20 protein-coding genes and 2 tRNA genes are annotated in these 22758 nt (G+C 62.8%); 17 read left to right on the top strand and 5 right to left on the bottom strand.

What is annotated here, in order from left to right; all coding sequences use genetic code 11:
* Nucleotides 1–118: 118 nt before the first annotated feature.
* On the bottom strand, nt 119–832 hold the full coding sequence (locus ARUE_RS13290; protein ID WP_011775166.1) for a response regulator: 714 nt from the start codon (nt 830–832) through the stop codon (nt 119–121).
* A 3-nt stretch (nt 833–835) separates the two neighbouring features.
* Nucleotides 836–2020 (bottom strand): sensor histidine kinase, encoded by a 1185-nt coding sequence (locus tag ARUE_RS13285; protein WP_011775165.1) that lies wholly within the window; start codon nt 2018–2020, stop codon nt 836–838.
* Nucleotides 2021–2155: 135 nt separating this feature from the next.
* On the opposite strand from ARUE_RS13285, the gene ARUE_RS13280 reads away from it, so the two are divergent.
* The 10 genes from ARUE_RS13280 (at nt 2156) to ARUE_RS13235 (ending at nt 12888) form a co-directional block, all read left to right on the top strand.
* Nucleotides 2156–3208, top strand: coding sequence for a 3-isopropylmalate dehydrogenase (locus tag ARUE_RS13280; protein WP_043470392.1), 1053 nt, complete (start codon nt 2156–2158; stop codon nt 3206–3208).
* Nucleotides 3209–3327: 119 nt separating this feature from the next.
* Nucleotides 3328–4440: a branched-chain amino acid aminotransferase gene (locus tag ARUE_RS13275; protein ID WP_011775163.1), complete on the top strand. Its 1113-nt coding sequence runs from the start codon at nt 3328–3330 to the stop codon at nt 4438–4440.
* 617 nt (nt 4441–5057) lie between these two features.
* Entirely contained in the window at nt 5058–5783 is a 726-nt protein-coding gene (locus tag ARUE_RS13270) for an MBL fold metallo-hydrolase (RefSeq protein WP_051025094.1), read from the top strand.
* 23 nt (nt 5784–5806) lie between these two features.
* On the top strand, nt 5807–6583 hold the full coding sequence (locus ARUE_RS13265) for a fumarylacetoacetate hydrolase family protein (protein ID WP_011775161.1): 777 nt from the start codon (nt 5807–5809) through the stop codon (nt 6581–6583).
* 124 nt (nt 6584–6707) lie between these two features.
* Nucleotides 6708–8228 carry a glutamate--tRNA ligase gene (gltX, locus tag ARUE_RS13260; protein WP_011775160.1) on the top strand — a complete coding sequence of 507 codons (1521 nt, stop codon included), beginning with the start codon at nt 6708–6710 and terminating at the stop codon, nt 8226–8228.
* Nucleotides 8229–8242: 14 nt separating this feature from the next.
* Nucleotides 8243–8971, top strand: coding sequence for an HAD family hydrolase (locus tag ARUE_RS13255; protein ID WP_011775159.1), 729 nt, complete (start codon nt 8243–8245; stop codon nt 8969–8971).
* Between the two features lie 137 nt (nt 8972–9108).
* Nucleotides 9109–9180: transfer RNA gene (locus ARUE_RS13250), tRNA-Gln, on the top strand.
* A gap of 127 nt (nt 9181–9307) precedes the next feature.
* Nucleotides 9308–9380 (top strand) — tRNA-Glu (locus tag ARUE_RS13245).
* Nucleotides 9381–9490: 110 nt separating this feature from the next.
* A complete protein-coding gene (locus ARUE_RS13240) occupies nt 9491–11272 on the top strand; it encodes a dynamin family protein (RefSeq protein WP_014922104.1) in 1782 nt (593 codons plus the stop codon).
* Entirely contained in the window at nt 11269–12888 is a 1620-nt protein-coding gene (locus tag ARUE_RS13235) for a GTPase (RefSeq protein ID WP_014922103.1), read from the top strand. Before ARUE_RS13240 ends, ARUE_RS13235 begins: the two co-directional genes overlap by 4 nt.
* Here ARUE_RS13235 and ARUE_RS13230 read toward each other — a convergent pair.
* Together ARUE_RS13230 and ARUE_RS13225 are read right to left on the bottom strand one after the other, a co-directional pair.
* On the bottom strand, nt 12885–13421 hold the full coding sequence (locus ARUE_RS13230) for a DUF1697 domain-containing protein (RefSeq protein ID WP_014922102.1): 537 nt from the start codon (nt 13419–13421) through the stop codon (nt 12885–12887). The two genes, ARUE_RS13235 and ARUE_RS13230, sit on opposite strands and share 4 nt — an antisense overlap.
* Nucleotide 13422: 1 nt before the next feature.
* Nucleotides 13423–14142, bottom strand: a complete 720-nt coding sequence (locus ARUE_RS13225) for an IclR family transcriptional regulator (RefSeq protein ID WP_014922101.1) — start codon at nt 14140–14142, stop codon at nt 13423–13425.
* Nucleotides 14143–14308: 166 nt separating this feature from the next.
* Between ARUE_RS13225 and leuC the strand changes: the two genes are divergently transcribed.
* The 6 genes from leuC to ARUE_RS13195 all read left to right on the top strand — a co-directional run bounded on the left by leuC (nt 14309) and on the right by ARUE_RS13195 (nt 20883).
* Nucleotides 14309–15760 (top strand): 3-isopropylmalate dehydratase large subunit, encoded by a 1452-nt coding sequence (gene leuC, locus ARUE_RS13220; RefSeq protein WP_011775154.1) that lies wholly within the window; start codon nt 14309–14311, stop codon nt 15758–15760.
* Nucleotides 15761–15769: 9 nt separating this feature from the next.
* Complete coding sequence (gene leuD, locus ARUE_RS13215) at nt 15770–16378, top strand: 3-isopropylmalate dehydratase small subunit (RefSeq protein ID WP_011775153.1); 609 nt, start codon at nt 15770–15772, stop codon at nt 16376–16378.
* Between the two features lie 209 nt (nt 16379–16587).
* Nucleotides 16588–17913 (top strand): UDP-N-acetylglucosamine 1-carboxyvinyltransferase, encoded by a 1326-nt coding sequence (gene murA / locus ARUE_RS13210; RefSeq protein ID WP_014922100.1) that lies wholly within the window; start codon nt 16588–16590, stop codon nt 17911–17913.
* Nucleotides 17914–17924: 11 nt separating this feature from the next.
* Nucleotides 17925–18698, top strand: coding sequence for a lysophospholipid acyltransferase family protein (locus tag ARUE_RS13205; protein ID WP_011775151.1), 774 nt, complete (start codon nt 17925–17927; stop codon nt 18696–18698).
* The gene (locus ARUE_RS13200; RefSeq protein WP_014922099.1) at nt 18695–19747 is read left to right on the top strand and encodes an NAD(P)H-dependent glycerol-3-phosphate dehydrogenase; all 1053 of its coding nucleotides are present in this window, start codon (nt 18695–18697) and stop codon (nt 19745–19747) included. Before ARUE_RS13205 ends, ARUE_RS13200 begins: the two co-directional genes overlap by 4 nt.
* Entirely contained in the window at nt 19747–20883 is a 1137-nt protein-coding gene (locus tag ARUE_RS13195; RefSeq protein WP_011775149.1) for a D-alanine--D-alanine ligase family protein, read from the top strand. Before ARUE_RS13200 ends, ARUE_RS13195 begins: the two co-directional genes overlap by 1 nt.
* Before the next feature lie 67 nt (nt 20884–20950).
* Here the strand turns inward: ARUE_RS13195 and ARUE_RS13190 are convergent, their stop codons facing one another.
* Nucleotides 20951–21460 (bottom strand): DUF3515 family protein, encoded by a 510-nt coding sequence (locus ARUE_RS13190; RefSeq protein ID WP_014922098.1) that lies wholly within the window; start codon nt 21458–21460, stop codon nt 20951–20953.
* 284 nt (nt 21461–21744) lie between these two features.
* On the opposite strand from ARUE_RS13190, the gene ARUE_RS13185 reads away from it, so the two are divergent.
* On the top strand, nt 21745–22758 hold the full coding sequence (locus ARUE_RS13185; protein ID WP_286139735.1) for a thiamine-phosphate kinase: 1014 nt from the start codon (nt 21745–21747) through the stop codon (nt 22756–22758).

The following is a 22758-nucleotide window of genomic DNA, read 5'->3' as shown; positions in this document are numbered from 1 at the left end:
ACGCTATGGTTCAGGGCTGCCCTGCTGGATCGGGCCGCGGGCCCATTGTTCCGGGTGCCTGCTCATACCGTGGTCTGAGACTGGCAGTCGGCCGGTATGAGCCAGCCGGATGTTCCTTCTAGGTGCCAGGGGCTACGACACCGGTTTCATACGCGATGACCACCACTTGAACGCGGTCCCGTGCGCCTAGCTTCGCCAGGATATGCCCTACATGGGTCTTGACCGTGGCCTCGGAAAGGAACAGCCCCGCCGCGATCTCCGGGTTTGACTGTCCCTGCGCAATCAGCTGGAACACCTCGCGCTCGCGGGCGGTAAGGCGCTCGACGGCGGCAGCATGCTCAGTTTGCTCCGGCGTCTGCGTCCTCAGGAGTGGCGCCACGTGGTCAAGTAGGCGTCTGGTGGTAGACGGGGCAATCACGGCGTCCCCGCGGAAAACGGTACGGATGGCCTCGAGAAGTTCCTCCGGAGGTGCATCCTTCAGGAGGAATCCACTGGCGCCTGCCTGGATGGCGGCAAGGGCGTACTCGTCCAGGTCAAAGGTGGTGAGGACCACGATCTTGATCTCAGCCCGCTGCGAACCCGTCGGCTGTGCCGCTGCCTGCTCCAGGATGCGACGGGTTGCTTCAATACCGTCCATCCCGGGCATCCGGACGTCCATCAGGACCACATCGGCCGTGGTGGCACTGAGCGCTTGGACGGCCTCGATACCGTTGCCTGCTTCGGCCACAACTTCGAGGTCGGGCTGGGAATTGATCAGCATGCCAAATCCCGAGCGAACCAATTGCTGGTCATCGACGAGTGCCACCCGGATGGGTGAAGGAACTACAGGCATGGCTCAGGCCTCCGAATAAGGGATGAAAGCGGACACACGGAAACCGCCGCCCTGTTCCGGGCCTGCGGTCAAGGAACCATCGTAGAGCGAGACACGCTCGCCCATTCCCCTCAGGCCGTTACCTCCACCGGCAGTCGGCGGATCGGCAGCGGCGCCCCGGCCGTCGTCGACGACGTCCACCTGCAGGCCGCGGGCCTGCCACGCCAGGGTGACCGCCGCCGTCGCTCTTGGTCCTGCGTGCTTCATCACGTTGGTGAGGGCTTCCTGGATGATCCTGTACGCCGTCAGTTCCGCACCTGCAGGAAGGGCCCTACGAGGTGCACCGCTTTGTTCAAAGGTGACCTGAAGCGTGGCGGCACGGAAACCGAGCAGGAGCTCATCCAGGTCCGAAAGCCGGGGCTGAGGGCGGGTAGGGGAATCGTCGTCGGAGCGGAGGACGCCCAGCAGTCTTCGCATCTCGCCCAGCGAATCCCGGCCCGTGGCCGCAATAGTGGCCAACGCCTCGGTCGCGAGTTCGGGTTTGGCGGCCGCCGCATAACGGGCACCGTCGGCCTGGGTGATGATGACGGACAGGGAGTGCGCCACGATGTCGTGCATCTCCCGGGCAATGTGCGAGCGTTCATCGGCGGCGGCCAGTTTCCGTTCCTGCATCTGCTCCACTTCAAGCCTCCGCGTGCGGTCCTCAAGGGCCTGGAGCTGTAACCGACGTACGCGCGTGAGGTCGCCCAGGGTCCAGCTCACCAGCACCAGCATCCAGATCAACACCGTATAGAGCGCACCGATGGTGAGGCCCAGGATGCCGGACTCAGCGGTGGTTGAAAAGAGTCGGGTGGTAAGCATGACCCCACCTAACAGTCCGGCCAGAAGAACCGTCCGACTCGCCCACGCGGGGCCATAAGCAGCCGTCGCGTAGATGACAAGCGGGACGGCTATCTGTCCGGCTACAGGTTCGGCAGCCACCGCCCACTGGACGAGGCACACCAGGATGACGACGCCGGCCGCAACGGCCGGGCGGGTGCGTCGCCATGCGAGGGGAAGCAGGAGGCTGCAGGACAAGAGGAACAGCCAAGGCCGGTCCGCGACCAGATATACGGGACCGAAAAGGAGGATGAGGAGGCACGTGGCCGTCATATCAACTTTGAATCGGTTGATCCGGAACCATTCGTATATCTCGTGCCTTCTATCCACGCTATGACTCTATGTGCTCGCTCCATGCTCGGGCATCATGCCGTGGTCTGAGTCCGACCCAGGCTGCAGGCAAGAAGGCGTTCGCAGAGTGAGACGATTTTGACCAGCATGTGGATTGCTTGGCTAGATAGAGCTATGAGTGCAACGTCCATCAATCTCGCTGTCATCCCCGGCGACGGCATCGGCCCTGAGGTCATCGCTGAAGCCGTCAAGGTCCTCGAAAAGGCTGTCGCCGCCCAGGGCGTGGCCCTGGAGCTGACCAACTACAAGCTTGGCGCACAGCACTGGCTTGAGACCGGCGAGACCCTCCCTGACGAGGTCCTTGCAGACCTGCGCACCCGCGATGCCATCCTCTTCGGAGCTGTGGGTGCAGCCCCGGGTGACACGCGCATCCCCTCCGGCATCATTGAACGCGAGATGCTCCTCAAGCTCCGCTTCAGCCTGGACCACTATGTTAACCTGCGCCCGTCCCGCCTGTACGGCACCGTCGGCAGCCCACTGGCGAACCCCGGCGAGATCGATTTCATCGTGGTCCGCGAAGGTACCGAAGGTCCCTACGTGGGCAACGGCGGCACCCTCCGGGGCGGTACTCCCCACGAGGTAGCCACGGAAGTTTCCCTCAACACGGCTCACGGTGTGGAGCGCGTTGTCCGCGATGCCTTCCGCCGCGCCAGCGATCGCCCGCGCAAGCACGTCACACTCGTCCACAAGCACAATGTGCTGGTCTTCGCCGGTCATTTGTGGAAGCGCACGGTCGAGGCCGTGGCCCGGGAGTTCCCCGAGGTCACCCACGACTACCTGCACATTGACGCCGCCACCATCTTCATGGTGACCGACCCCTCCCGTTTTGATGTCATCGTCACCGACAACCTGTTCGGCGACATCCTCACCGACCTCGCCGCTGCCATCACAGGCGGCATCGGCCTGGCGGCATCGGGCAACATCAACATGGACCGCACAGCACCGTCCATGTTTGAGCCCGTTCACGGCTCAGCTCCGGATATCGCCGGACAGCAAAAAGCCGATCCCACGGCGGCCATCCTCTCCGCAGTGCTACTCCTGGACCACCTTGGCTACACCACGGCGGCCCGCAAGATCGAAGCGGCAGTAGTCGCCGACGTCGAAAGCCGCACCGGTGAGCCACGCAGCACAGCTGCCATCGGCGATGCCATCGCGGCCGCACTTTAGGCCCATTACTCAGGCGTAAGCTTGTGTTGAATTATTTACCTGCTTCCCTGGTCCATCGCTGAACCACACCCTTTTGGGGGCCCGGTTCGCCCTGCCAGGTAGCTGACTGTGGAGGAAACATGACTCAGACTGCCCACGGCGTCGAATTCAGCCAGCAGCTTTCGGAAACCCCGAAGTCTGCTGAGGAGCGTGCAGCCGTCCTGGCGAACCCAGGCTTCGGCGACTACTTCACCGACCACACCGCCGTCGTCGACTACAAGGTTGATGCCGATGGGAATGGCGGTTGGCAGAATGCCCGGATCGAGCCCTACGGACCCATTTCCCTGGACCCCTCGGCCGCAGTCCTGCACTACGGCCAGGAAATCTTCGAAGGCCTCAAGGCCTACCGTCACGCTGACGGCTCTGTCTGGACCTTCCGGCCCGAAGCCAACGCCGCGCGCCTGAACAAGTCCGCACGCCGCCTCGCCCTCCCGGAGTTGCCCGAGGAGTACTTCCTTGGTGCCATCCGCGAACTCGTGCAGGCAGACAAGGAATGGGTTCCTTCCGGCGACGGAGAAGCCCTTTACCTGCGCCCGTTCATGATCGCCACGGAGGCGTTCCTTGGTGTTCGGGCCGCGCGCGAGGTGTCTTTCCGCGTCATCGCTTCGCCCGCCGGCAACTACTTTGGCGGCGAGCTCAAGCCCGTCTCCATCTGGATCTCCCGCGAATACGCCCGTGCGGGCCGTGGCGGTACCGGTGCTGCCAAGTGCGGGGGCAACTACGCAGCTTCCCTGATTGCGCAGCAGGAAGCCGAAGCGAACGGTTGCAAGCAGGTACTGTTCCTTGACCACTTCAACGATGACGCCGTGGAAGAACTCGGTGGCATGAACGTCTTCTTCGTCATGAAGGACGGCTCTCTGGTCACTCCCGCGCTCAGCGGCACCATCCTTGAAGGCGTCACCCGGATGTCCGTCATTCAGGTGGCCAAGGACATGGGCCGTGAAGTGACAGAGCGCAAGATCACCCTGGACGAGTGGCGTGACGGCGTGGCCTCAGGTGAGATCACCGAAGTCTTCGCTTGTGGCACGGCCGCCGTGATCACGCCGATCGGTGTGCTCAAGGACGCCACGGAATTCATCGGCTCCGAAGACGCGAAGGCCGGGGAAACCACCATGGCTATCCGCGAGCAGCTCTTGGGCATCCAAACCGGAACCGTCGAGGACACCCACGGCTGGCTGACCCGCCTGGTCTAGTACCCGGGTTTCCTGGCACGACTGAAGACGCGCGACGGCGGCCCTTCCACTTGGCAGACAAGCGGAAGGGCCGCCGTTCTGCTTCCCGGACGCTCTCGCAGATCCCTCGGGTTTGGGGCGGACGCTCTCGCAGATCCCTCGGGTTTGGGGTGGATGCTCTCGCAGATCCCTCGGGTTTGCGTCGAACCCTGACTCACCTTCCGGCAGGGGCGTTCGACGCCGGCGATGCTGGCACCTCAGCCGCTTGACGGCGTCGTGCCTTGGGAAGGGTGTGGGATGTGAGAGAGGGTTGGGGTGAAGGGCGTGGGATGTGAGTGAGGGTTGGGGTGAAGGGTGTGGGATGTGAGTGAGGGTTGGGGTGAAGGGTGTGGGATGTGAGAGAGGGTTGGGTTGAAGGGTGTGGGATGTGAGTGAGGGTTGGGGTGAAGGGTGTGGGATGTGAGTGAGGGTTGGTTCAGTGCCAAGATGGGACAGTGACTTCAGAATCAAAGGCGACTTCCGGCAACTCACCCATCAATGGCGACTCTTCCCTCCAGCCCAGCAGTTCCCCCCAGCCCAGCAGTTCCCCCCAGCCCAGCAGTTCCCTCCAGCGCAGCAGTGAGCTCACCCGTTTCCGATTGGCCCCGAACCCGGGTCCGATGAGTCTGGACGGTACCAACTCGTACGTCATCGGCGCACCGGGATCCCCTTACGTCGCGGTTGTGGATCCGGGTCCTGACGACGAAGAGCACTTGGCCGTCTTGGCATCGGCAGGCGTAGTGGACGTCGTACTCATCACTCACCGGCATGCTGACCACACCGAGGCGTCTGCGCGGTTCCATCAGATCACCGGGGCGCCGGTGCGTGCTGCGTTGCTGGAGCATTGCCATGGCGGCGAGCCGCTGATGGGCGGCGAGGTCCTGACCGCGGGTGGCGTGGAGATCCGTGTGGTGGCAACCCCGGGCCACACGTCCGACTCTCTCTGTTTCCATCTCCCTCATGACGGCCCCACCGGATCCGTCCTCACGGGGGACACCATTTTGGGTCGTGGCACCACCGTGTTGGACTTTCCGGATGGTCGATTGGGCGACTACCTTTCAAGCTTGGACAAGCTGGAAGCGATGGGGCCCGCAACACTGCTGCCCGCACATGGGCCTGTGCTACCGGCCTTGGACGAGAAATGCCGCGAGTACCGTGACCACCGTGAGCAGCGGCTCGATCAAATCAGGGCGGCGCTGAATTCCCTGGGACAGGATGCATCGATACCTGCCGTTACCGATGCCGTTTATCCCGACGTCGACCCTTCCGTCAGGTGGGCGGCGGAGACATCCGTCGCGGCCCAGTTGGATTACCTCCGAAGCTAAACGCTGACGGTAGGCTTGAGCCCATGCGTATCGCCCGGTTTGTAGTTGATTCTGATCCCCTTTACGGCGTCGTTGAAGGCGAGCCCGGCAGTGAGGAAATCACTGTCATCAACGGTGACCCCTTCTTCAACGGCGTCGAACGTACCCACGTGAAGCACAAGCTGGAGGATGTGCGGTTGCTCGCTCCGATCATTCCCCGCAGCAAAGTCATTGGCGTCGGCAGGAACTTCGCCGAGCACGCTGCCGAACTCGGCAACGAGGTTCCGCAGCAACCGCTGCTCTTCCTGAAGCCCAACACCTCGGTGATCGGCCCGAACGATCCCATCATCCTTCCGGAATTCTCGGAGGAAGTTTCCTTCGAAGCCGAGCTGTGCGTCGTCATCGGCCGCATCTGCAAGGACGTTCCCGAGGACCGCGCGGACGATGTCATCTTCGGGTACACGTGCGGTAACGACCTCACTGCCCGCGACGTCCAGAAGACGGACCTCCAGTGGGCACGTGCCAAGGGCTTTGATACGTCGGCGCCGCTGGGCCCGTGGATCGAAACCGAGCTGGACCACGAAGACCTGTCCATCCAGGGCCGACTCAATGGTGAACTCCGCCAGGACGGCAGCACCAACCAGATGATCCGCGGCGTACGCGAGCTCGTCTCGATCGTCTCGCACGCGTTCACCCTGCTCCCGGGTGATGTCATCATGACCGGCACCCCGGCCGGTGTCGGACTGGTGAGCGAGGGCGACCGCTTCGAAGTGGAGATCGAAGGCATCGGACGCCTGTCCAACCCGGTGGTCCGCCGCTAGGCACCCCGCCGAAGGCCACAGCTCGACGGCGGCACGCGCCGTTCGCACGAAAGGCGCGTACCGCCGTCGGGCGCTCCCAGCCGGGGAAACCGAAGCGGCGCCAAGCGGTAAAGTTGGAACCACTATGACTACTGCTTCTGCGTCGAACGCTGCCTCCAGCGCCATCCCTGCCGTCAACGCCGAGACTCCGGTCCGCGTCCGTTTTTGCCCGTCGCCCACGGGTACGCCGCACGTTGGCCTGATTCGCACCGCCCTGTTCAACTGGGCCTATGCGCGCCACACCGGTGGCAAGCTGATCTTCCGCATCGAGGACACGGATTCTGCCCGTGACAGCGAAGAGAGCTACCACCAGCTGCTGGATGCCCTCAAATGGCTTGGCATCAACTGGGATGAGGGTGTAGAGGTTGGCGGACCACACGAGCCGTACCGGCAGTCGCAGCGCGGAGACATCTACCAGGATGTCATCGCCAAGCTCAAGGCCGGGGGACACGTCTACGAGTCTTACTCCACGCCAGATGAGATCGAAGCCCGCCACAAGGCTGCCGGTCGCGATCCGAAGCTGGGCTACGACGGCTTCGACCGCCACCTGACGGATGAACAGCTGGCACAGTTCAAGGCCGAAGGCCGCGAAGCCGTCCTGCGTCTCCGCATGCCGGATGAGGACCTGACGTTCAACGACCTCGTACGCGGTGAAATCACGTTCAAGGCCGGCTCCGTACCCGACTTCGCCGTGGTCCGTGCCAACGGCGCCCCCCTGTACACCCTGGTGAACCCGGTGGACGATGCCCTCATGGGAATCACGCACGTCCTGCGCGGTGAGGACCTGCTGAGCTCCACTCCGCGTCAGATCGCGCTGTACCGAGCGCTCTACGCCATCGGTGTTGCCGAGTACATGCCGGAGTTCGGTCACCTGCCCTATGTCATGGGCCAGGGCAACAAGAAGCTTTCCAAGCGTGATCCCGAGTCCAGCCTGTTCCTGCACCGCGAACGTGGCTTCATCCCCGAGGGCCTGCTGAATTACCTGTCGCTGCTCGGCTGGTCCTTGAGTGCGGACGAGGACATCTTCACCGTGGAGCAGTTGGTGGCCAACTTCGACATCCATGACGTCCTGGGCAACCCGGCGCGCTTCGACATCAAGAAAGCCGAAGCCATTAACGGAACCCACGTCCGGATGCTTGCGGCCGAGGACTTCAAGGAGCGGCTGGTTCCCTACCTCCGCGCCGCCGGATTCGTCGGAGAGATCCTCACCCCGCGGCAGGAAGAGATCCTCGCGGAGGCCGCCCCGCTGGTTCAGGAGCGAATCACCCTTCTGGGCGAAGCTCCCGAGATGCTGGCGTTCCTGTTCAAGGCCGATGACGCCATTGACGTTGCGGATGATGCCCGCAAGGGTCTTCCGCAGAACCTGGAGGAAGTCCTGGATGCTGCCTTGGCGGCACTGGAGCCTATCGGGGAGTGGACGGCGGAGAATATCCAGACCGCGCTCAAGCAGGCTCTGGTTGAGGACCTTGGCATCAAACCGCGGGCAGCTTTCGGGCCTGTGCGCACCGCCATCTCAGGACGCCGGATTTCCCCGCCGCTGTTCGAGTCGATGGTGATCCTCGGCAAGGACTCGTCCCTCGCACGCGTCCGCGCTTTCCGCGGCTAACAACGGAAACAGTCATGGCTATCTCAAGCACTTTCGGCACCATCCGCGGTGTCCTCTTCGACATTGACGACACCTTGGTGGACCTTGAGTACGCCATGACAACGGCGCTCCGCGACGTCAGCGAACATCTCCTGCCCGGCCTGGACCAGGCCGGGTGGGTGAAGTTCGGGCGCATCTTTACCCACGAAACTACTCACTTCTACGACCGCTACCTGGCCGGCGAGCTGACGTTCAACGAGCAGCGGCTGCTGCGCGGCAGGGCTGCTTTGGGTCACTTTGGTGTGGAGCTTGAAGAAGGTGAGGAATCGCAGGCCTGGGTAACGGAGTATCACCAGCGCCAGACGGCGTACGTGCGGGCCTTCGACGATGTGGAGGGCGTGCTGGACGCGCTCGATGCCGCAGGCATTCCTTACGGTGCCGTCAGCAACAATGTGCATGATTACCAGCGGGCCAAGCTGGACGGTGCAGGTCTCTCCAGGATCAAGGTTCTGGTGGGTACGGACACGGTAGGTGTGCCAAAGCCGGATCCGGCGATCTACCTCGAAGGCGTGCGGCTGTTGGGCACCGGGCCGGGCGAAACCCTTTACGTGGGCGACAACAGGTTGCTTGATGCTGACGGTGCAACCGCGGCCGGCCTGATCGGCGTGTGGCTCAACAGGACGGGGGAAGTGGTGGAAACATTCACCGGACGCCAAGTGGACTCCCTGTCCCGGTTGCTGGTCACCGCTCCCACTCCGGCCTAAGGGTCATGTGATGCAGGTAACGGCTTTCCGATTTGTGCAGGTGACGAGACTCCGGTAGAGTCATTACTCGTGCTGAGGGGCACGGAGGGAAAAGCTGAGGGAAACCAACGCGAGGAACTCCGGTCCAAAAGTCACTTTGGGATATGGTGTAATTGGCAACACTACGGTTTCTGGTACCGTCATTCTAGGTTCGAGTCCTGGTATCCCAGCTCTGAAAATCCGCGTGAATTCGCTGGAAATTCGGAACCTCCAAGCCGCTGAAGCGATTTGGAGTGAAGCTGAAAGTATGAAATACTCATTCAGCTTGATCGCCGGAAACGGTGACAAAAAGTGCAAGGCCCCATCGTATAGCGGCCTAGTACGCCGCCCTCTCACGGCGGTAACGCGGGTTCGAATCCCGCTGGGGTCACAAACAAATCCCCCGGAACTCAGGTTCCGGGGGATTTCTTTTTTCCACGGTTTTGCCCTCAGGGCCTGCGCCGCCGCTCCTGCGACGGATCGGGCTGGCATGATGATGCTGTGACCGCAAATGATGATGAGGCAACACCCGGGGCTACCCAAGCTGCACCAGGCGCGGCAGCCGCCGTCGAGACCCTGGAAGATGCCCGCGCGGAACTTGCGGCCACAACCCTTCCGCTCGCCGTGCCGGAGGTGCGGGAAGCACGTCAGTGGATCCGAGAGTCACTGGCCCAGCTGGACGACTACGTTATTCCCCGCTACCGCAGCCTCGACGCTCCGCTGCTGGCCGTCGTCGGCGGTTCAACGGGCGCCGGGAAGTCCACGCTGGTTAATGCGCTGATTGGGTATCCGGTGACTCGTGCCGGTGCTATCAGGCCCACCACTCGCCAGCCCATCCTTCTGCATCATCCTCTGGACGCAGGGTGGTTTGAAGGCCACCGGATACTTCCGAACCTGGACCGTATCCGGGGAACCGTGTCCGCGAATCCCATGCCCGCGCATCAGGCAGGTGCGGTTCCCGATGCACAAGCCATCACATCGTTGGTGCTGGTGGGGCATGACCGCGTTCCGCAGGGCATAGCCCTCCTGGATGCGCCCGACGTCGACTCCATCTCCGACGACAACCGCAGGCTTGCCGGACAGCTGCTTGCTGCCGCTGACCTCTGGGTGTTTGTCACCACGGCAAACCGCTATGCCGACGCCGTTCCCTGGCGACTGCTCCTGGACGCAGCTTCGCGGGATATCACCGTAGCCGTGGTCCTGGACCGCGTGCCCGCTGCTGCGGAAGACGAAGTCAGGACTGACCTCCAAACAATGCTTGATCGGCAGGGGCTGGCTGACGCGAAACTCTTCGTCATTCCGGAGAGTGCTTTGGATGGGCTGGGGATGCTGCCGGAGGAATCCGTCATTCCCCTGCGCCAGTGGCTGGGTGCCTTGGCGGCCAATGCAGCCGGGCGTGCAGACGTTGCCAGGCGCACACTCAATGGCGCTGTCAAAGCTGTCAGCGTCCGGTTGGAGGGAATCGCCGGTGCTGCTGCTGCCCAGGATGCCGCAGCCCACGACCTCCAGGCAGCATGCGTTGCTGAGTATGGGCAAGCCCTTTCGCGCATTTTGGAGGCCACTAAGGATGGAGCGTTGCTCCGCGGCGAAGTGTTGGCGCGGTGGCAGGACTTTGTAGGCACGGGGGAGTTCTTCCGGGCACTCGAACAGAACATCGGACGGATGCGGGACCGCGTAGGGGCATTCTTCCGTGGCGAACCCGCCCCCGCGGTGAAGGTTGAAACCGCGATTGAGACCGGGTTGCAGGCGGTGATCTTGGACGAAGCCGCGAACGCTGCCGAAAACGTGGACAGGCGATGGCGTGCGGATGCTGCTGGCCGGGAGCTCCTTGGTTCCGACGATCTTTCGGGCACCAGCGAGGGCTTCGACGCAAAGGCCGCAGCAGCCATCCGATCCTGGCAGGAAGGGCTGATGGAGATGATCCGGACCCAGGGCCAGGGAAAACGAACCCAGGCCCGGTGGTTGTCCTTCGGCGTCAACGGACTCGGCGCTGCGCTCATGGTGGTGGTGTTCTCCATGACTGCCGGTCTGAGCGGTTTGGAGATCGGCATCGCAGGCGGAACGGCCGTTGTTGGCCAGAAACTGCTGGAAGCGGTGTTCGGTGAGGACGCCGTACGTCGCTTGGCCCAGCAGGCCAGGGATGACTTGCACACTCAGTGCCAACGGCTCCTGGACGATGAGAGGCAACGGTTCCTTAGCCGGCTTGAGGAGGCCAATCCCAGCTCCGGAAACAACCTCACCCGGCATGCCAAAGCCTTGCGCCGCCTGGCAGGGGCCGCATGAGCCGCCACAGTCAGGTCCGCGAGTCTTCCCAGTTGCAGCGCCGGCTTGAATCGCTCAACACGGCCCGGGAACTCGCCGAAGGCGTGCTTCCGGAGCAGGAGCTGCAATCTGTCTATGACGTCCTGGAACGTGCAGCGTCCCGGCGGTCATTGTCTGCAGAACACACCGTGGTGGGCTTTTTCGGAGCTACTGGCAGCGGCAAGTCGTCCTTGTTCAATGCAGTATCCGGCAGCGAACTGGCGACTGCAGCTGCGCGACGCCCCACAACCTCGGCGCCTTTGGCGGGCATCTGGGGAGAAGATGGCAGCGGACCGTTGCTGGACTGGTTGGATGTCAAAGAGCGGCATACGCTGCCGCCGGTCCCTGGCCTCGCAGATGAGCACACCGGCCTGGTGCTGCTGGACCTCCCGGACTTCGATTCCACTCGGGTTGAAAACCGGGAGATTGTTCAGCGCATGGTGGGCATGGTGGATGTCTTGGTGTGGGTTCTGGACCCGCAAAAGTACGCCGACGCCGCTGTGCATAATGATTTCCTTCGACCCATGGCCTCCCACGGTGCCGTCACGCTGGTTGTCCTGAACCAGGTGGACAAGCTCAGTTCTGCGGACGCTTCGGCAGTCAAGCAGTCATTGGAAGGGATCCTGGCACGGGACGGACTGGGCCAGGTTCGGGTCCTCAGCGCCTCAGCGCTGACTGGCGACGGCGTCCAAACCCTCCGCGGTGCCATCCGGAACGTCGTGGTCCAACGGGAGGCAACAACACAGCGCCTGGCGGCGGACGTCACGAGGGCCGCCACGGAACTCGCTCGGGCGTCCGGCGAGGGTGAAGCCCGGGGCATCAAGGGAAACGCGAAGGCCCGCTTGGCGTCAGAACTTTCGACGGCGGCAAATGTACCGGTGGTGGTGGATGCTGTTCAGCGATCTTTCAAGAGGGAGTCGGCCAAGAGGACGGGGTGGCCCGTCACCCGATGGCTGTTGCGTTTCCGACCTGATCCGTTGCGGAGGTTAAATCTGGGCAGGGATGACACCCGGCCTGAGTTGAGCCGGACATCGTTGCCTCCAGCGGGCGCGCCGGAGCGAGCACGGACGGATGCCGCCGTCAGGGACTTCGCGGACGACGCATCCACCGGCGCTCCTGGTCCGTGGCGTGCGGCCATCCGTGGTGTGGCCAGGGACGGCCGGGAACAGCTGCCTGATGCGTTGGATCAGGCTATTGCCGGAACTGATCTGAAGGCCACGAAGCGTCCGCTGTGGTGGGTGCTCTTTAATACACTTCAATGGCTGGCGCTTCTGCTGGCCGTTGGCGGCCTTGGATGGCTCGGCGTGTTGGCCGTCCTCGGCTACTTCCAGATGCCTGTACCCGAAGTACCCCGCACGGAGGGATGGCCGTGGCCTACCTTGATGGTCGTGGGCGGAGTGGTGTTGGGTATTGTCCTGGCGATTTCCGGGCGGATGCTTGGGGGCTGGGCTGCCCGCGTCAGGGCTTCGGGGGCTGCAAAGCGTTTGAAGGGCGCTGTGGCAGCGGTTGCCGAGCAGCGGATCGTGGAGCCGGTTGAAGTGGAAATTACGCGGTTGAAGGCTTTCAACGCGGCGCTGAGGGCCGCGCGTTCCGGCTAGAGGGCCTCGGCCGCATCCCTGACTTTGATTAGAGTGCGCAAGTTCCTGGTAGTGGTACTGGCCTTGTAGCGTGCCTTGGCGGAGAGCTTGCTGAAAGGGCTGGCCAGTGTACCGCCGGCGGGGGCCAGCCAAGCGGAGGCCTCCGGGCCCAGCCGCACTTGTTCTACGCCGCCCAGGTTTTCGCCTGCCTCAAAGAGTTCGTCGAGCATTGCTGTGTCGGAGGCGAGGGTGATGTAGCTGTGCGTGGATTTGTCGTCGGCCGGGTACGGGCACGCGTCCACAAGTTCGCTTACCCGTGCGGCGGTAAGGACTACCACCCAGGCGTCGTAGTCAAAGGTTTCCCGCAAGCACTTCTCGAACTGCGCTTTGACGTCCTTGGCGCTGAGTTCACTCTGAAGGACCACGTTTCCGCTGGCCAGGAGGGTTTTGACCTTGGCGAACGGGTAGTCCTTCAGGGCTGACGAGAGATCGGCCATCTTGATGTTGATGCCGCCCACATTGATGCCGCGGAGGAACACGGCGTAGCTGTTCATGTCAGTCGTTGTTCTTGCGCAGGGCTTCGGTCAAAACCCGGGCGGCGTTGCAAACCACTTCGGCGTGAAGGCGGCCCGGCTGGCGGGTGAGGCGTTCAATCGGACCCGAAATAGACACCGCCGCGATGACCCTGCCCGACGGTCCGCGAACGGGGGCTGAAACCGAGGCGACCCCGGGCTCGCGTTCGCCGAGGCTCTGACCCCAGCCCCGGCGTCGTACCCCTGCCAGTACGGTGGGCGTAAAGCGGGCGTTTTGAAGCCCTTCGAGAAGGCGGTCGTGGTCCTCCCACGCCAGTAAGACCTGGGCGGCAGAGCCGGCCTTCATGGAGAGTTGGGTGCCTACCGGAATGGTGTCCCGCAAACCGATGGGGCGTTCCGCTGAGGCCACGCAGACACGCCAGTCGCCTTGGCGGCGGAAGATCTGCGCGCTTTCGCCCGTGGCGTCGCGGAGTTGAATGAGCACGGGACCGGCTGAGGCGATGAGCCGGTCTTCACCGGCAGCGGATGCGAGTTCCACCAGCCGGCTGCCCAGGACGAAACGTCCTTGGATATCGCGGCTCACCAGACGGTGGTGAACCAGGGCCAGCGCGAGCCGGTGAACCGTGGGCCGGGCAAGGCCCGTGGCCGCCACAAGTTGGGCGAGAGTCGTGGGCCCGGCCTCAAGGGCATCGAGTACCTGGGCCGCTTTATCAATGACACCGACTCCACTAGAATTGTCCATGTAATGATATTGCCGTCTCAATATCTGAGATGCAAGTTGTTTCGCTGGCCTATTTTGCCGCAGGGCTGCTTCAGTAGTTGAAGCTGCTTCAGTAGATGAAGAGATCAGTGGATCACGAACAGTTCAATGGATGTGATCATCCAACCGCAGTGAAGGGAGCAAGGCCGTGGGAAAGACACTGGCCGAGAAAGTCTGGGACGCGCACGTGGTGCGCAAGGGTGAGGGCGAAGGAGCCAATGCCCAGCCAGACCTTCTTTTCATCGACCTGCACCTCATCCACGAAGTGACGTCCCCGCAGGCCTTTGAGGGCCTGCGCCTGGCTGGTCGGCCGCTGCGTCGCGTCGACCTCACCATTGCCACGGAGGACCACAACACTCCCACGCTGGACATCGACAAGCCAATCGCGGACCTGACCAGCCGCACCCAGATCGAAACCCTGCGCGCCAACTGCAAGGAGTTCGGTGTCCGCCTGCACTCCCTCGGCGACAAGGAGCAGGGGATCGTGCACGTGGTAGGGCCGCAGCTGGGCCTGACCCAGCCGGGCATGACTGTGGTCTGCGGCGACTCACACACCTCAACCCACGGCGCCTTCGGTGCCCTGGCCATGGGCATCGGCACGTCCGAGGTAGAACATGTCATGGCTACCCAGACGCTGTCCTTGAAGCCGTTCAAGACCATGGCCATCAATGTTGAAGGCACCCTGCGTCCCGGCGTCACCGCGAAGGACATCATCTTGGCCGTCATCGCCAAGATCGGCACCGGTGGCGGTCAGGGATACGTCCTGGAATACCGTGGCTCCGCAATTCGTGCGCTGTCCATGGACGCCCGCATGACCATCTGCAACATGTCCATCGAAGCCGGCGCACGCGCCGGTATGGTGGCTCCGGACCAGACTACCTACGACTACATGCAGGGCCGCCCACACGCACCGGAAGGCGCCGACTGGGATGCCGCCGTCGAGTACTGGAACACGCTCACCACGGACGCCGATGCAACCTTCGACGTCGAAGTTGACCTGGACGCCGACACGTTGGAGCCGTTCGTGACCTGGGGTACCAACCCGGGCCAGGGCGTGTCCCTGTCCGCAAAGGTGCCGTCTCCTGAGGACTTCGGTGACGAGAATGCCAAGGCAGCTGCCGAGCGCGCCCTGCAGTACATGGGCTTGGAAGCCGGCACCCCCATGAAGGACATCCGCGTGGATACCGTGTTCCTGGGATCCTGCACCAATTCACGCATCGAGGACCTGCGCGTTGCCGCCGACATCATCCGCGGCCGTGCCAAGGATCCCAACGTGCGGATGCTGGTGGTTCCAGGCTCAGCCCGAGTCCGCTTGGAAGCAGAGGCTGAAGGCTTGGACAAGGTCTTCAAGGAGTTTGGCGCAGAATGGCGTTTTGCCGGCTGCTCCATGTGCTTGGGCATGAACCCGGACCAGTTGGAGCCGGGGGAGCGCTGCGCCTCCACGTCCAACCGCAACTTTGAGGGGCGTCAGGGCAAGGGTGGCCGCACGCACCTGGTCTCGCCCGTCGTGGCTGCGGCCACAGCTGTCCGAGGCACGCTGAGCTCGCCATCGGACCTTGAGCCCGCTGCGGCAGGCGCACTGACCGGAATCGCAGTCTAGGAGGATCCCATGGAAGCATTCACTACCCACACCGGCATCGGCGTCCCGCTGCGCCAGAGCAACGTGGACACCGACCAGATCATCCCCGCTGTGTACCTCAAGCGCATTACGCGCACCGGCTTCGAGGATGCCTTGTTTGCCGCTTGGCGGAAGGACGAGTCCTTCATCTTGAACCAGGCCCCGTTCAATGCCGGCTCCGTGCTGGTGGCCGGACCTGATTTCGGTACGGGATCATCCCGTGAGCACGCTGTCTGGGCGTTGAAGGACTATGGGTTCAAAGCCGTTCTGTCCTCCAGGTTCGCCGACATTTTCCGTGGCAACTCAGGAAAGCAGGGGCTGCTTGCGGCCCAGGTGGCACAGGACGACATCGAACTCATCTGGAAGGTCCTGGAGAACCACCCCGGGACTGAAATCAAGGTTGACCTGGTTTCCAAAACGGTTGAGTGCGGCAATGTGGTGGCGCCGTTCGAGATCGACGACTACACCCGCTGGCGCCTCCTGGAAGGTCTCGATGACATTGGCCTGACCCTCCAGCATGAGGCAGACATCACGGCCTACGAGGCCACACGCCCGTCCTTCAAGCCGAAGACGCTTCCCGCGAAGGTTCAAGCCCAGTAGCCTCCGACGCCAGGTCGCAACGCTGCGGTTTTCGGACCGGCAGGGCCCCCTCAAAGGGGCCCCGCCGGTCCTTTTTCATTGGCGTGCGCCTGGAGCGTGAAAGGCGGGGTGTCGGGCGGTTCCATTTCGGTTCGGTAAAGCGAGCTTCTATGCTTAGCTGGAGCCTTTGTAAGTTTGGGGGGCGAGTAGTCGTGAGGAAACCGGTATAGATGAGTAGTGTTCTGACAATCCGCGGTGGCGTCCCATTAACAGGACGAGTGACCGTTCGCGGTGCCAAGAACCTGGTGCCAAAGGCCATGGTGGCGGCGTTGCTGGGCAGCGAACCATCGGTGCTGAGGAACGTGCCGGAAATCAAGGATGTCGAGGTTGTCACCAGCCTGCTGCAGCTGCATGGCGTAACCGTCGTAAAGGATCCGGTGACGGGAGACCTCACCTTGGATCCCAAGGATGCCAAGACGGCCTCCAGTACAGCAATTGATGCGCACGCGGGCGATTCGCGGATTCCCATCCTGCTGTGCGGACCCCTGATCCATGCGATCGGCGAGGCCTTCATCCCCGACCTTGGTGGTTGCAAGATCGGCGACAGGCCCATCGACTACCACCTGAACGTCCTGCGCCAATTTGGTGCCGTGGTGGAAAAGCGTCCGGGCGGTATTCATATCTCCGCCCCCAACGGTCTGCACGGAGCCAAGATTTCGCTGCCGTATCCGTCAGTTGGAGCCACTGAGCAGGTGCTGCTCAGCGCCACGCGCGCCGAGGGCATCACCGAACTCATTGGTGCGGCCACGGAACCGGAGATCATCGACCTCATTGCGGTCCTGCAGAAAATGGGCGCCATTATCAGCGTCCAGACTGACCGGACCATCCGGATTGAGGGCGTCAAGGACCTTGGTGGCTACAACCACCGCGCACTCCCGGACCGCAACGAATCCGCGTCCTGGGCATCTGCCGCCTTGGTCACGCGCGGCGACATCTTTGTTGAGGGTGCTTCGCAGCGGGACATGATGACGTTCCTGAATACCTACCGCAAGGTTGGCGGCGGCATGGACATCGGCGACGACGGCATCCGCTTCTACCACCAGGGCGGAAAGCTCTCCCCGCTCGTCCTGGAGACGGACGTCCACCCCGGCTTCATGACGGACTGGCAGCAGCCGTTGGTGGTTGCCCTGACACAGGCCGAGGGCGTCTCCATCGTCCACGAGACTGTCTATGAGAACCGTTTCGGATTCACAGAAGCCCTTGCGCGGATGGGTGCGAACATTCAGGTACACCGTGAGTGCCTGGGCAGTGTTCCCTGCCGGTTCGGACAGCGGAACTTCCTCCACTCAGCAGTGATCTCAGGTCCCACTCCGCTCAGGGGCACGGACATTGACATTCCCGACCTCCGTGGCGGTTTCAGCCACCTCATCGCGGCTTTGGCCGCCACGGGAACGTCACGCGTTACGGGCATAGACATCATCAACCGCGGTTACGAGCGCTTTACCGAGAAGCTGGCCGGTCTGGGCGCCGATTTCGACATCACCACCACCAAGTAGCGGGGGATCCTTTGAAGGAATCGGCCAAGAGCCGTGCAACGTTCATGCTGCTGGCGGGTCTCGCGCGCCCGTTGATGAACATCCTGATGGCCAAGAAGTGGGAAGGTGTGGAGAACCTTCCACCTGGCGGCTTCATCGCAGTACCAAACCACTGCACCGAGATCGACCCCATCGTCATTGGACACATGGTGTACAACCAGAAGCGGCCACCGCACTTCCTCGCGAAGACAGGCCTCTTCAAGGTCCCCGTGCTGGGTGCCCTGCTGCACGCCACCAGGCAGATTCCGGTTGAACGCTCGACGGCGGGAGCGAACCGCTCGCTCCAAGTCGCCAAAGAGGTGGTGGATGCCGGCGGTGCCATCATTATTTATCCCGAGGGCACCTTGACCCGGGATCCTGATCTGTGGCCGATGAAGGGGCACACCGGGGCCGCCAGGCTTGCCCTGCAGACCGGAGCCCCTGTGGTGCCCATGGCCCACTGGGGTGCGCAAGATGTTTTCCCGCGTTATGCCAAGCGGTTCCATGTGTTCCCGCGGAAAACGGTTCGCGTGCTCATCGGGAAGCCCGTGGATCTCAGTGCGTTCAGTGACCGGCCGATGGACCGCGCCACACTGACCGAGGCCACTGAAGTCATCATGGACGCCATCACGGAACTCCTTGAGACTCTTCGCGGCAAAGATGCTCCGGCTGAACGCTGGGATCCGGCTGTCCACAAACAGTCCAAGCACGGCCGCTTCACTCAGGGTGGCTCTCCTGATGCCCGTGAAGGGGAGGACAGCAAATGATCGCAGTGGAAAGCCCCGTCAAAACACCGGACATCGTGGCTGTCTTGGGTGCCGGGTCGTGGGGAACCACGTTTGCCAAGGTCCTGGCTGACGCAGCTGACGCTACGGGATCTGAGCGCAGTATCCGGATCTGGGGACGTCGCACGGAAGTTGTGGAGCAGATCAACTCTTCACACCGCAACAAGCAGTACCTCAAAGACATTGACCTTCCGTCATCCATCACAGCGTCCACGGATGTGGCGGAGGTGCTCCGGGATGCCACCTTGGTGGTCCTCGCCGTGCCCGCCCAGTCCCTGCGGCCGCAGCTGGGGGAATGGAAGCCGTTGCTGGCGCCGGACGCCGTGGTTGTCTCCTTGATGAAGGGCCTGGAATTGGGCACGGACGCCCGGATGAGCGAAGTCATTGCCCAGGAGCTGGGTCTTCCCGCATCGCGCGTTGCTGTGGTTTCAGGCCCTAACCTGGCGATGGAGATTGCCAGGGAACAACCAACGGCGTCAGTTGTTGCTTGCAGCGACGCCGACACCGCTGCTGCCATAGCGCTTTGCTGCACGGCACCCTACTTCCGGCCGTACACCAGCACCGACGTCGTAGGTGTGGAAATCGGCGGGATCGTGAAGAACGTGATTGCACTTGCCGTGGGCATTTGCGAAGGCCGGCAGATGGGCGACAACACTAAAGCTTCCGTCATCACGCGCGGTCTCGCCGAGACGTCCCGGCTGGCGCTGGCTCTTGGCGGAGAAGCACACACCATGGCCGGTCTTGCCGGACTCGGCGATCTTGTTGCCACATGCTCTTCAGCACTCTCACGCAACCACACGGCCGGCAGATTGCTCGGCGAAGGTCTCAGCCTTGAGCAGGTTGCCGAACAGATGACGCAGACAGCGGAGGGCATCAAGTCAGGCCCTGCTGTGCACGAGCTTGCTGGCAAGTTGAATGTTGAAATGCCCATAACGGCTGCCGTCGTGGCGGTGCTTGAAGGCAGAATGTCCGTTGATGACCTGGGGCCGCGACTGTTGGCCCGGGCACTGAAGTCCGAAGGCGACTACTGATGGTGACTGACCACTCCACCCCCGTGACGGGCCGCCCCCGTGTAGCGATTCTCTTTGGGGGGCGCTCCAGCGAGCATGCCGTCAGCTGCGTTACCGCCGCTGGTGTCATGGGCGCGATCGACAAGAACAAGTACGAGGTCATACCGATTGGCATCGCCAAATCGGGGCAGTGGGTTCTCGCTTCGGGCGACACAAGTGAGTGGTCCTTGAGCTCCGCAGCGCTTCCCGAGGTGGCGCCGTCGGGCAGGACCGTAACCTTGGCCGAAGTGGGTGGTGAGCATCAGCTCATCGTGACCGAGCCCAATGCCGTTCCCCAGGAACTGGGTTCGGTGGATGTTGTCTTCCCCTTGCTGCATGGGCCATGGGGCGAAGACGGGACCATCCAGGGCCTCTTGGAGCTTTCAGACACGCGCTATGTCGGCGCCGGTGTGCTGGCCTCGGCTGTGGGAATGGACAAGCACTTCATGAAGGTGGTGTTTGAGTCCGCCGGACTGAGCGTGGGCCCGTACGTGGCTGTCACAGACCGCGAATGGAGCACCGACGCGGAGGCTGTTCGTAAGCGGGTGGACAAGCTCGGGTTCCCCGTGTTCGTCAAGCCTGCCCGCGCGGGTTCGTCCATGGGTATCTCCAAAGTTGACTCGATGGAAGGACTTGACGCGGCCATCGATGAAGCGCGCCGCCACGACCTGAAGCTGGTCATTGAAGCCGGCATCGTGGGCCGCGAAATCGAGTGCGCTGTCCTACAGGGCCGTGGCACGGATGCGCCACGTACCTCCATGCCGGGTGAGATTGCGGTGGCAGTTGGGGAACATCAGTTCTACGACTTTGCGGCCAAGTATGTTGAGGACGGGGCCGCAGCTCTAAGCTGCCCGGCAGATATGCCGGATGAGGCGATCGCACGCGTGCGGGAACTCGCCGCCGTCGCTTTCGACGCCGTGGGAGCAGAAGGCCTCAGTCGTGTGGACTTCTTCTATACCCCGGCCGGAGAGCTGATCATCAATGAGATCAACACCATGCCTGGCTTCACGCCGAAAAGCATGTACCCGCAGATGTGGGCGGCATCCGGTCTGGCCTACGGGGACTTGATAGATGAACTGATCCATCTGGCTCTGACCCGCAAGACCGGGCTGCGCTGACCCACGTACGTGGCAATAGTGGTTGTTGTGCTAAAGACAACTACTCTTGCCCGTCAGTGGGCGTCGACTACTGCGCGGACGGCAAGTTCTGAAGGTCCTCCTGGCCCACACACTTTCCAGTTGCCTTGATCTTGCCAACCGCCGCTGCCAGCTCGGTCAGCACGGTTGCGGAACTGATGTTTGCCGCTTCCAGTTTGACCGGATCAATCAAGATCTCCGTGGCCGGTTCGCGGCCGAACGTGGTCAAGGTGTAGACGGGATCGCCTTCCTTGATCACCCAGTCAATGTCGTTGACGCTCACGCAACGGTCGGTAGTGGGGCCGGGAACGTTCACGCCGCACCGGAGAATGACCTGCGAAGGGTCTCCCCACGCAGCTGTCGCCTGGCTGTTGGTTTTGCGGAGGGCGGCGTCACCGATTTGGTCCGGCAGGGCCACCATCATTGGTGCGCAGGCAGGATTTGCGGCGTCGGCGGCGGCCGTGACGTCCACGGCCGGCGCACAAGCCGACAAAGCGGTGACGGATGCCGAAGCCAAGGCGATGGCCAGAGCAGTCCGGCGAAGGATCTTTCGGTGCATTCATCCAGACTATCCCGCAAGCGCTGGCAGTCAGATTCGCGTTGCCAGGGTCACACTAAGGTCGGAACCCCCACAATGCAGCGCCGCATTATTCTGTCGGTGGATCGCGATAGCGTGGAGCAGTGTCAGGAGAAGAGTCGAGTGCAGTGCGGGAAGAAGAGTGGAGCGCAGTGCCAGAAGAAGTGTGGAGAGCATTGCCAGGAGAAGAGTCGAGCGCAGTGCGGGAAGAAGAGTCGAGCGCAGTGCCAGCAGAAGACGCAGTGCCAGCAGAAGAATTGAGAGCAGTGCCTGCAGAACGGTTGCACGTCCAAGACCTTTCGGAGTCTGAGCTCCTCGCCCGGATCTTTCCTCGCCTGCATCATAGCCCCGGCGTTCTGCTGGGACCTGGTGACGATGCCGCCCTGATCTCAGCCCCGGACGGCCGGACGCTCATCTCCATTGACACTCAAACGCAGGATCAGGACTTCAGGCTTGAGTGGCGTAACGGCTACCGGACCACGGGATACGACGTCGGCTGGAAAGCTGCGGCGCAAAACCTCAGTGACATCAATGCCATGGGCGGCAGTGCCACGAGTCTCGTGGTGAGCCTGACCATGCCACCGGAAACGCCCGTCGAATGGGTTGAAGCGTTTGCCGATGGCCTCTCGGCGGCAATTGTGGGTTTAGGCGCCCAGGACTGCTCCGTTGCCGGCGGAGACCTTGGAAGGGGCCGCGAGCTCGCGGTGACCGTCGCCGTCGTCGGAACGCTGGCCGGTATGGCGCCGGTGCTGAGGTCCGGCGCCAAACCCGGGGACGTCGTGGCGGTTTCAGGGACGCTGGGAAGGGCAGCTGCCGGCTGGGCGCTGCTGGAAAGTGAAATTCCCTTGGACAGCCTGTCAGGTGAGTTGCGGAGCTTGGTGGACAACCAATGCCGGCCGCTGCCACCGCTGGCAGCCGGACCGCTGGCTGCGCATGCGGGTGCCACGGCCATGTTGGATATTTCCGACGGCCTGCTGCGGGACGGCAGCCGGCTGGCCGGAGCCAGCGGCGTGGTCCTGGACTTTGATCCTGCTGCTTTGAAGATTCACGCAGCCCCGTTGGAACCAGCAGCTGCGGTTCTGGGCGGGGAAGCGATGCGGTGGGTGCTCGGTGGGGGAGAAGACCACGGTTTGCTTGCTACGTTCCCGGCAGAAATTCAGCTGCCGCAGGGCTTCACTGCGATAGGCTCGGTGCAAGCCGTTGTCGAGCCGCCAGGCAGTGGCGTCCGGATTGCCGGGCAAACTGCTGACACCGTTGGATGGGATCACTTTGCAGACTAA

The sequence above is a fragment of the Arthrobacter sp. Rue61a genome (genome assembly GCF_000294695.2).
GTDB classification, from domain to species: Bacteria; Actinomycetota; Actinomycetes; order Actinomycetales; family Micrococcaceae; genus Arthrobacter; species Arthrobacter aurescens_A.
This window is presented reverse-complemented; position numbering and strand designations above follow the sequence as displayed.

Coding starts and splice junctions, on each gene's coding strand:
- ARUE_RS13290 (WP_011775166.1), bottom strand. CDS start 832: ATGCCTGTAGTTCCTTCACCCATCCGGGTGGCACTCGTCGATGACCAG.
- ARUE_RS13280 (WP_043470392.1), top strand. CDS start 2,156: ATGAGTGCAACGTCCATCAATCTCGCTGTCATCCCCGGCGACGGCATC.
- ARUE_RS13275 (WP_011775163.1), top strand. CDS start 3,328: ATGACTCAGACTGCCCACGGCGTCGAATTCAGCCAGCAGCTTTCGGAA.
- ARUE_RS13265 (WP_011775161.1), top strand. CDS start 5,807: ATGCGTATCGCCCGGTTTGTAGTTGATTCTGATCCCCTTTACGGCGTC.
- gltX (WP_011775160.1), top strand. CDS start 6,708: ATGACTACTGCTTCTGCGTCGAACGCTGCCTCCAGCGCCATCCCTGCC.
- ARUE_RS13255 (WP_011775159.1), top strand. CDS start 8,243: ATGGCTATCTCAAGCACTTTCGGCACCATCCGCGGTGTCCTCTTCGAC.
- ARUE_RS13235 (WP_014922103.1), top strand. CDS start 11,269: ATGAGCCGCCACAGTCAGGTCCGCGAGTCTTCCCAGTTGCAGCGCCGG.
- ARUE_RS13230 (WP_014922102.1), bottom strand. CDS start 13,421: ATGAACAGCTACGCCGTGTTCCTCCGCGGCATCAATGTGGGCGGCATC.
- ARUE_RS13225 (WP_014922101.1), bottom strand. CDS start 14,142: ATGGACAATTCTAGTGGAGTCGGTGTCATTGATAAAGCGGCCCAGGTA.
- leuD (WP_011775153.1), top strand. CDS start 15,770: ATGGAAGCATTCACTACCCACACCGGCATCGGCGTCCCGCTGCGCCAG.
- murA (WP_014922100.1), top strand. CDS start 16,588: ATGAGTAGTGTTCTGACAATCCGCGGTGGCGTCCCATTAACAGGACGA.
- ARUE_RS13200 (WP_014922099.1), top strand. CDS start 18,695: ATGATCGCAGTGGAAAGCCCCGTCAAAACACCGGACATCGTGGCTGTC.
- ARUE_RS13195 (WP_011775149.1), top strand. CDS start 19,747: ATGGTGACTGACCACTCCACCCCCGTGACGGGCCGCCCCCGTGTAGCG.
- ARUE_RS13190 (WP_014922098.1), bottom strand. CDS start 21,460: ATGCACCGAAAGATCCTTCGCCGGACTGCTCTGGCCATCGCCTTGGCT.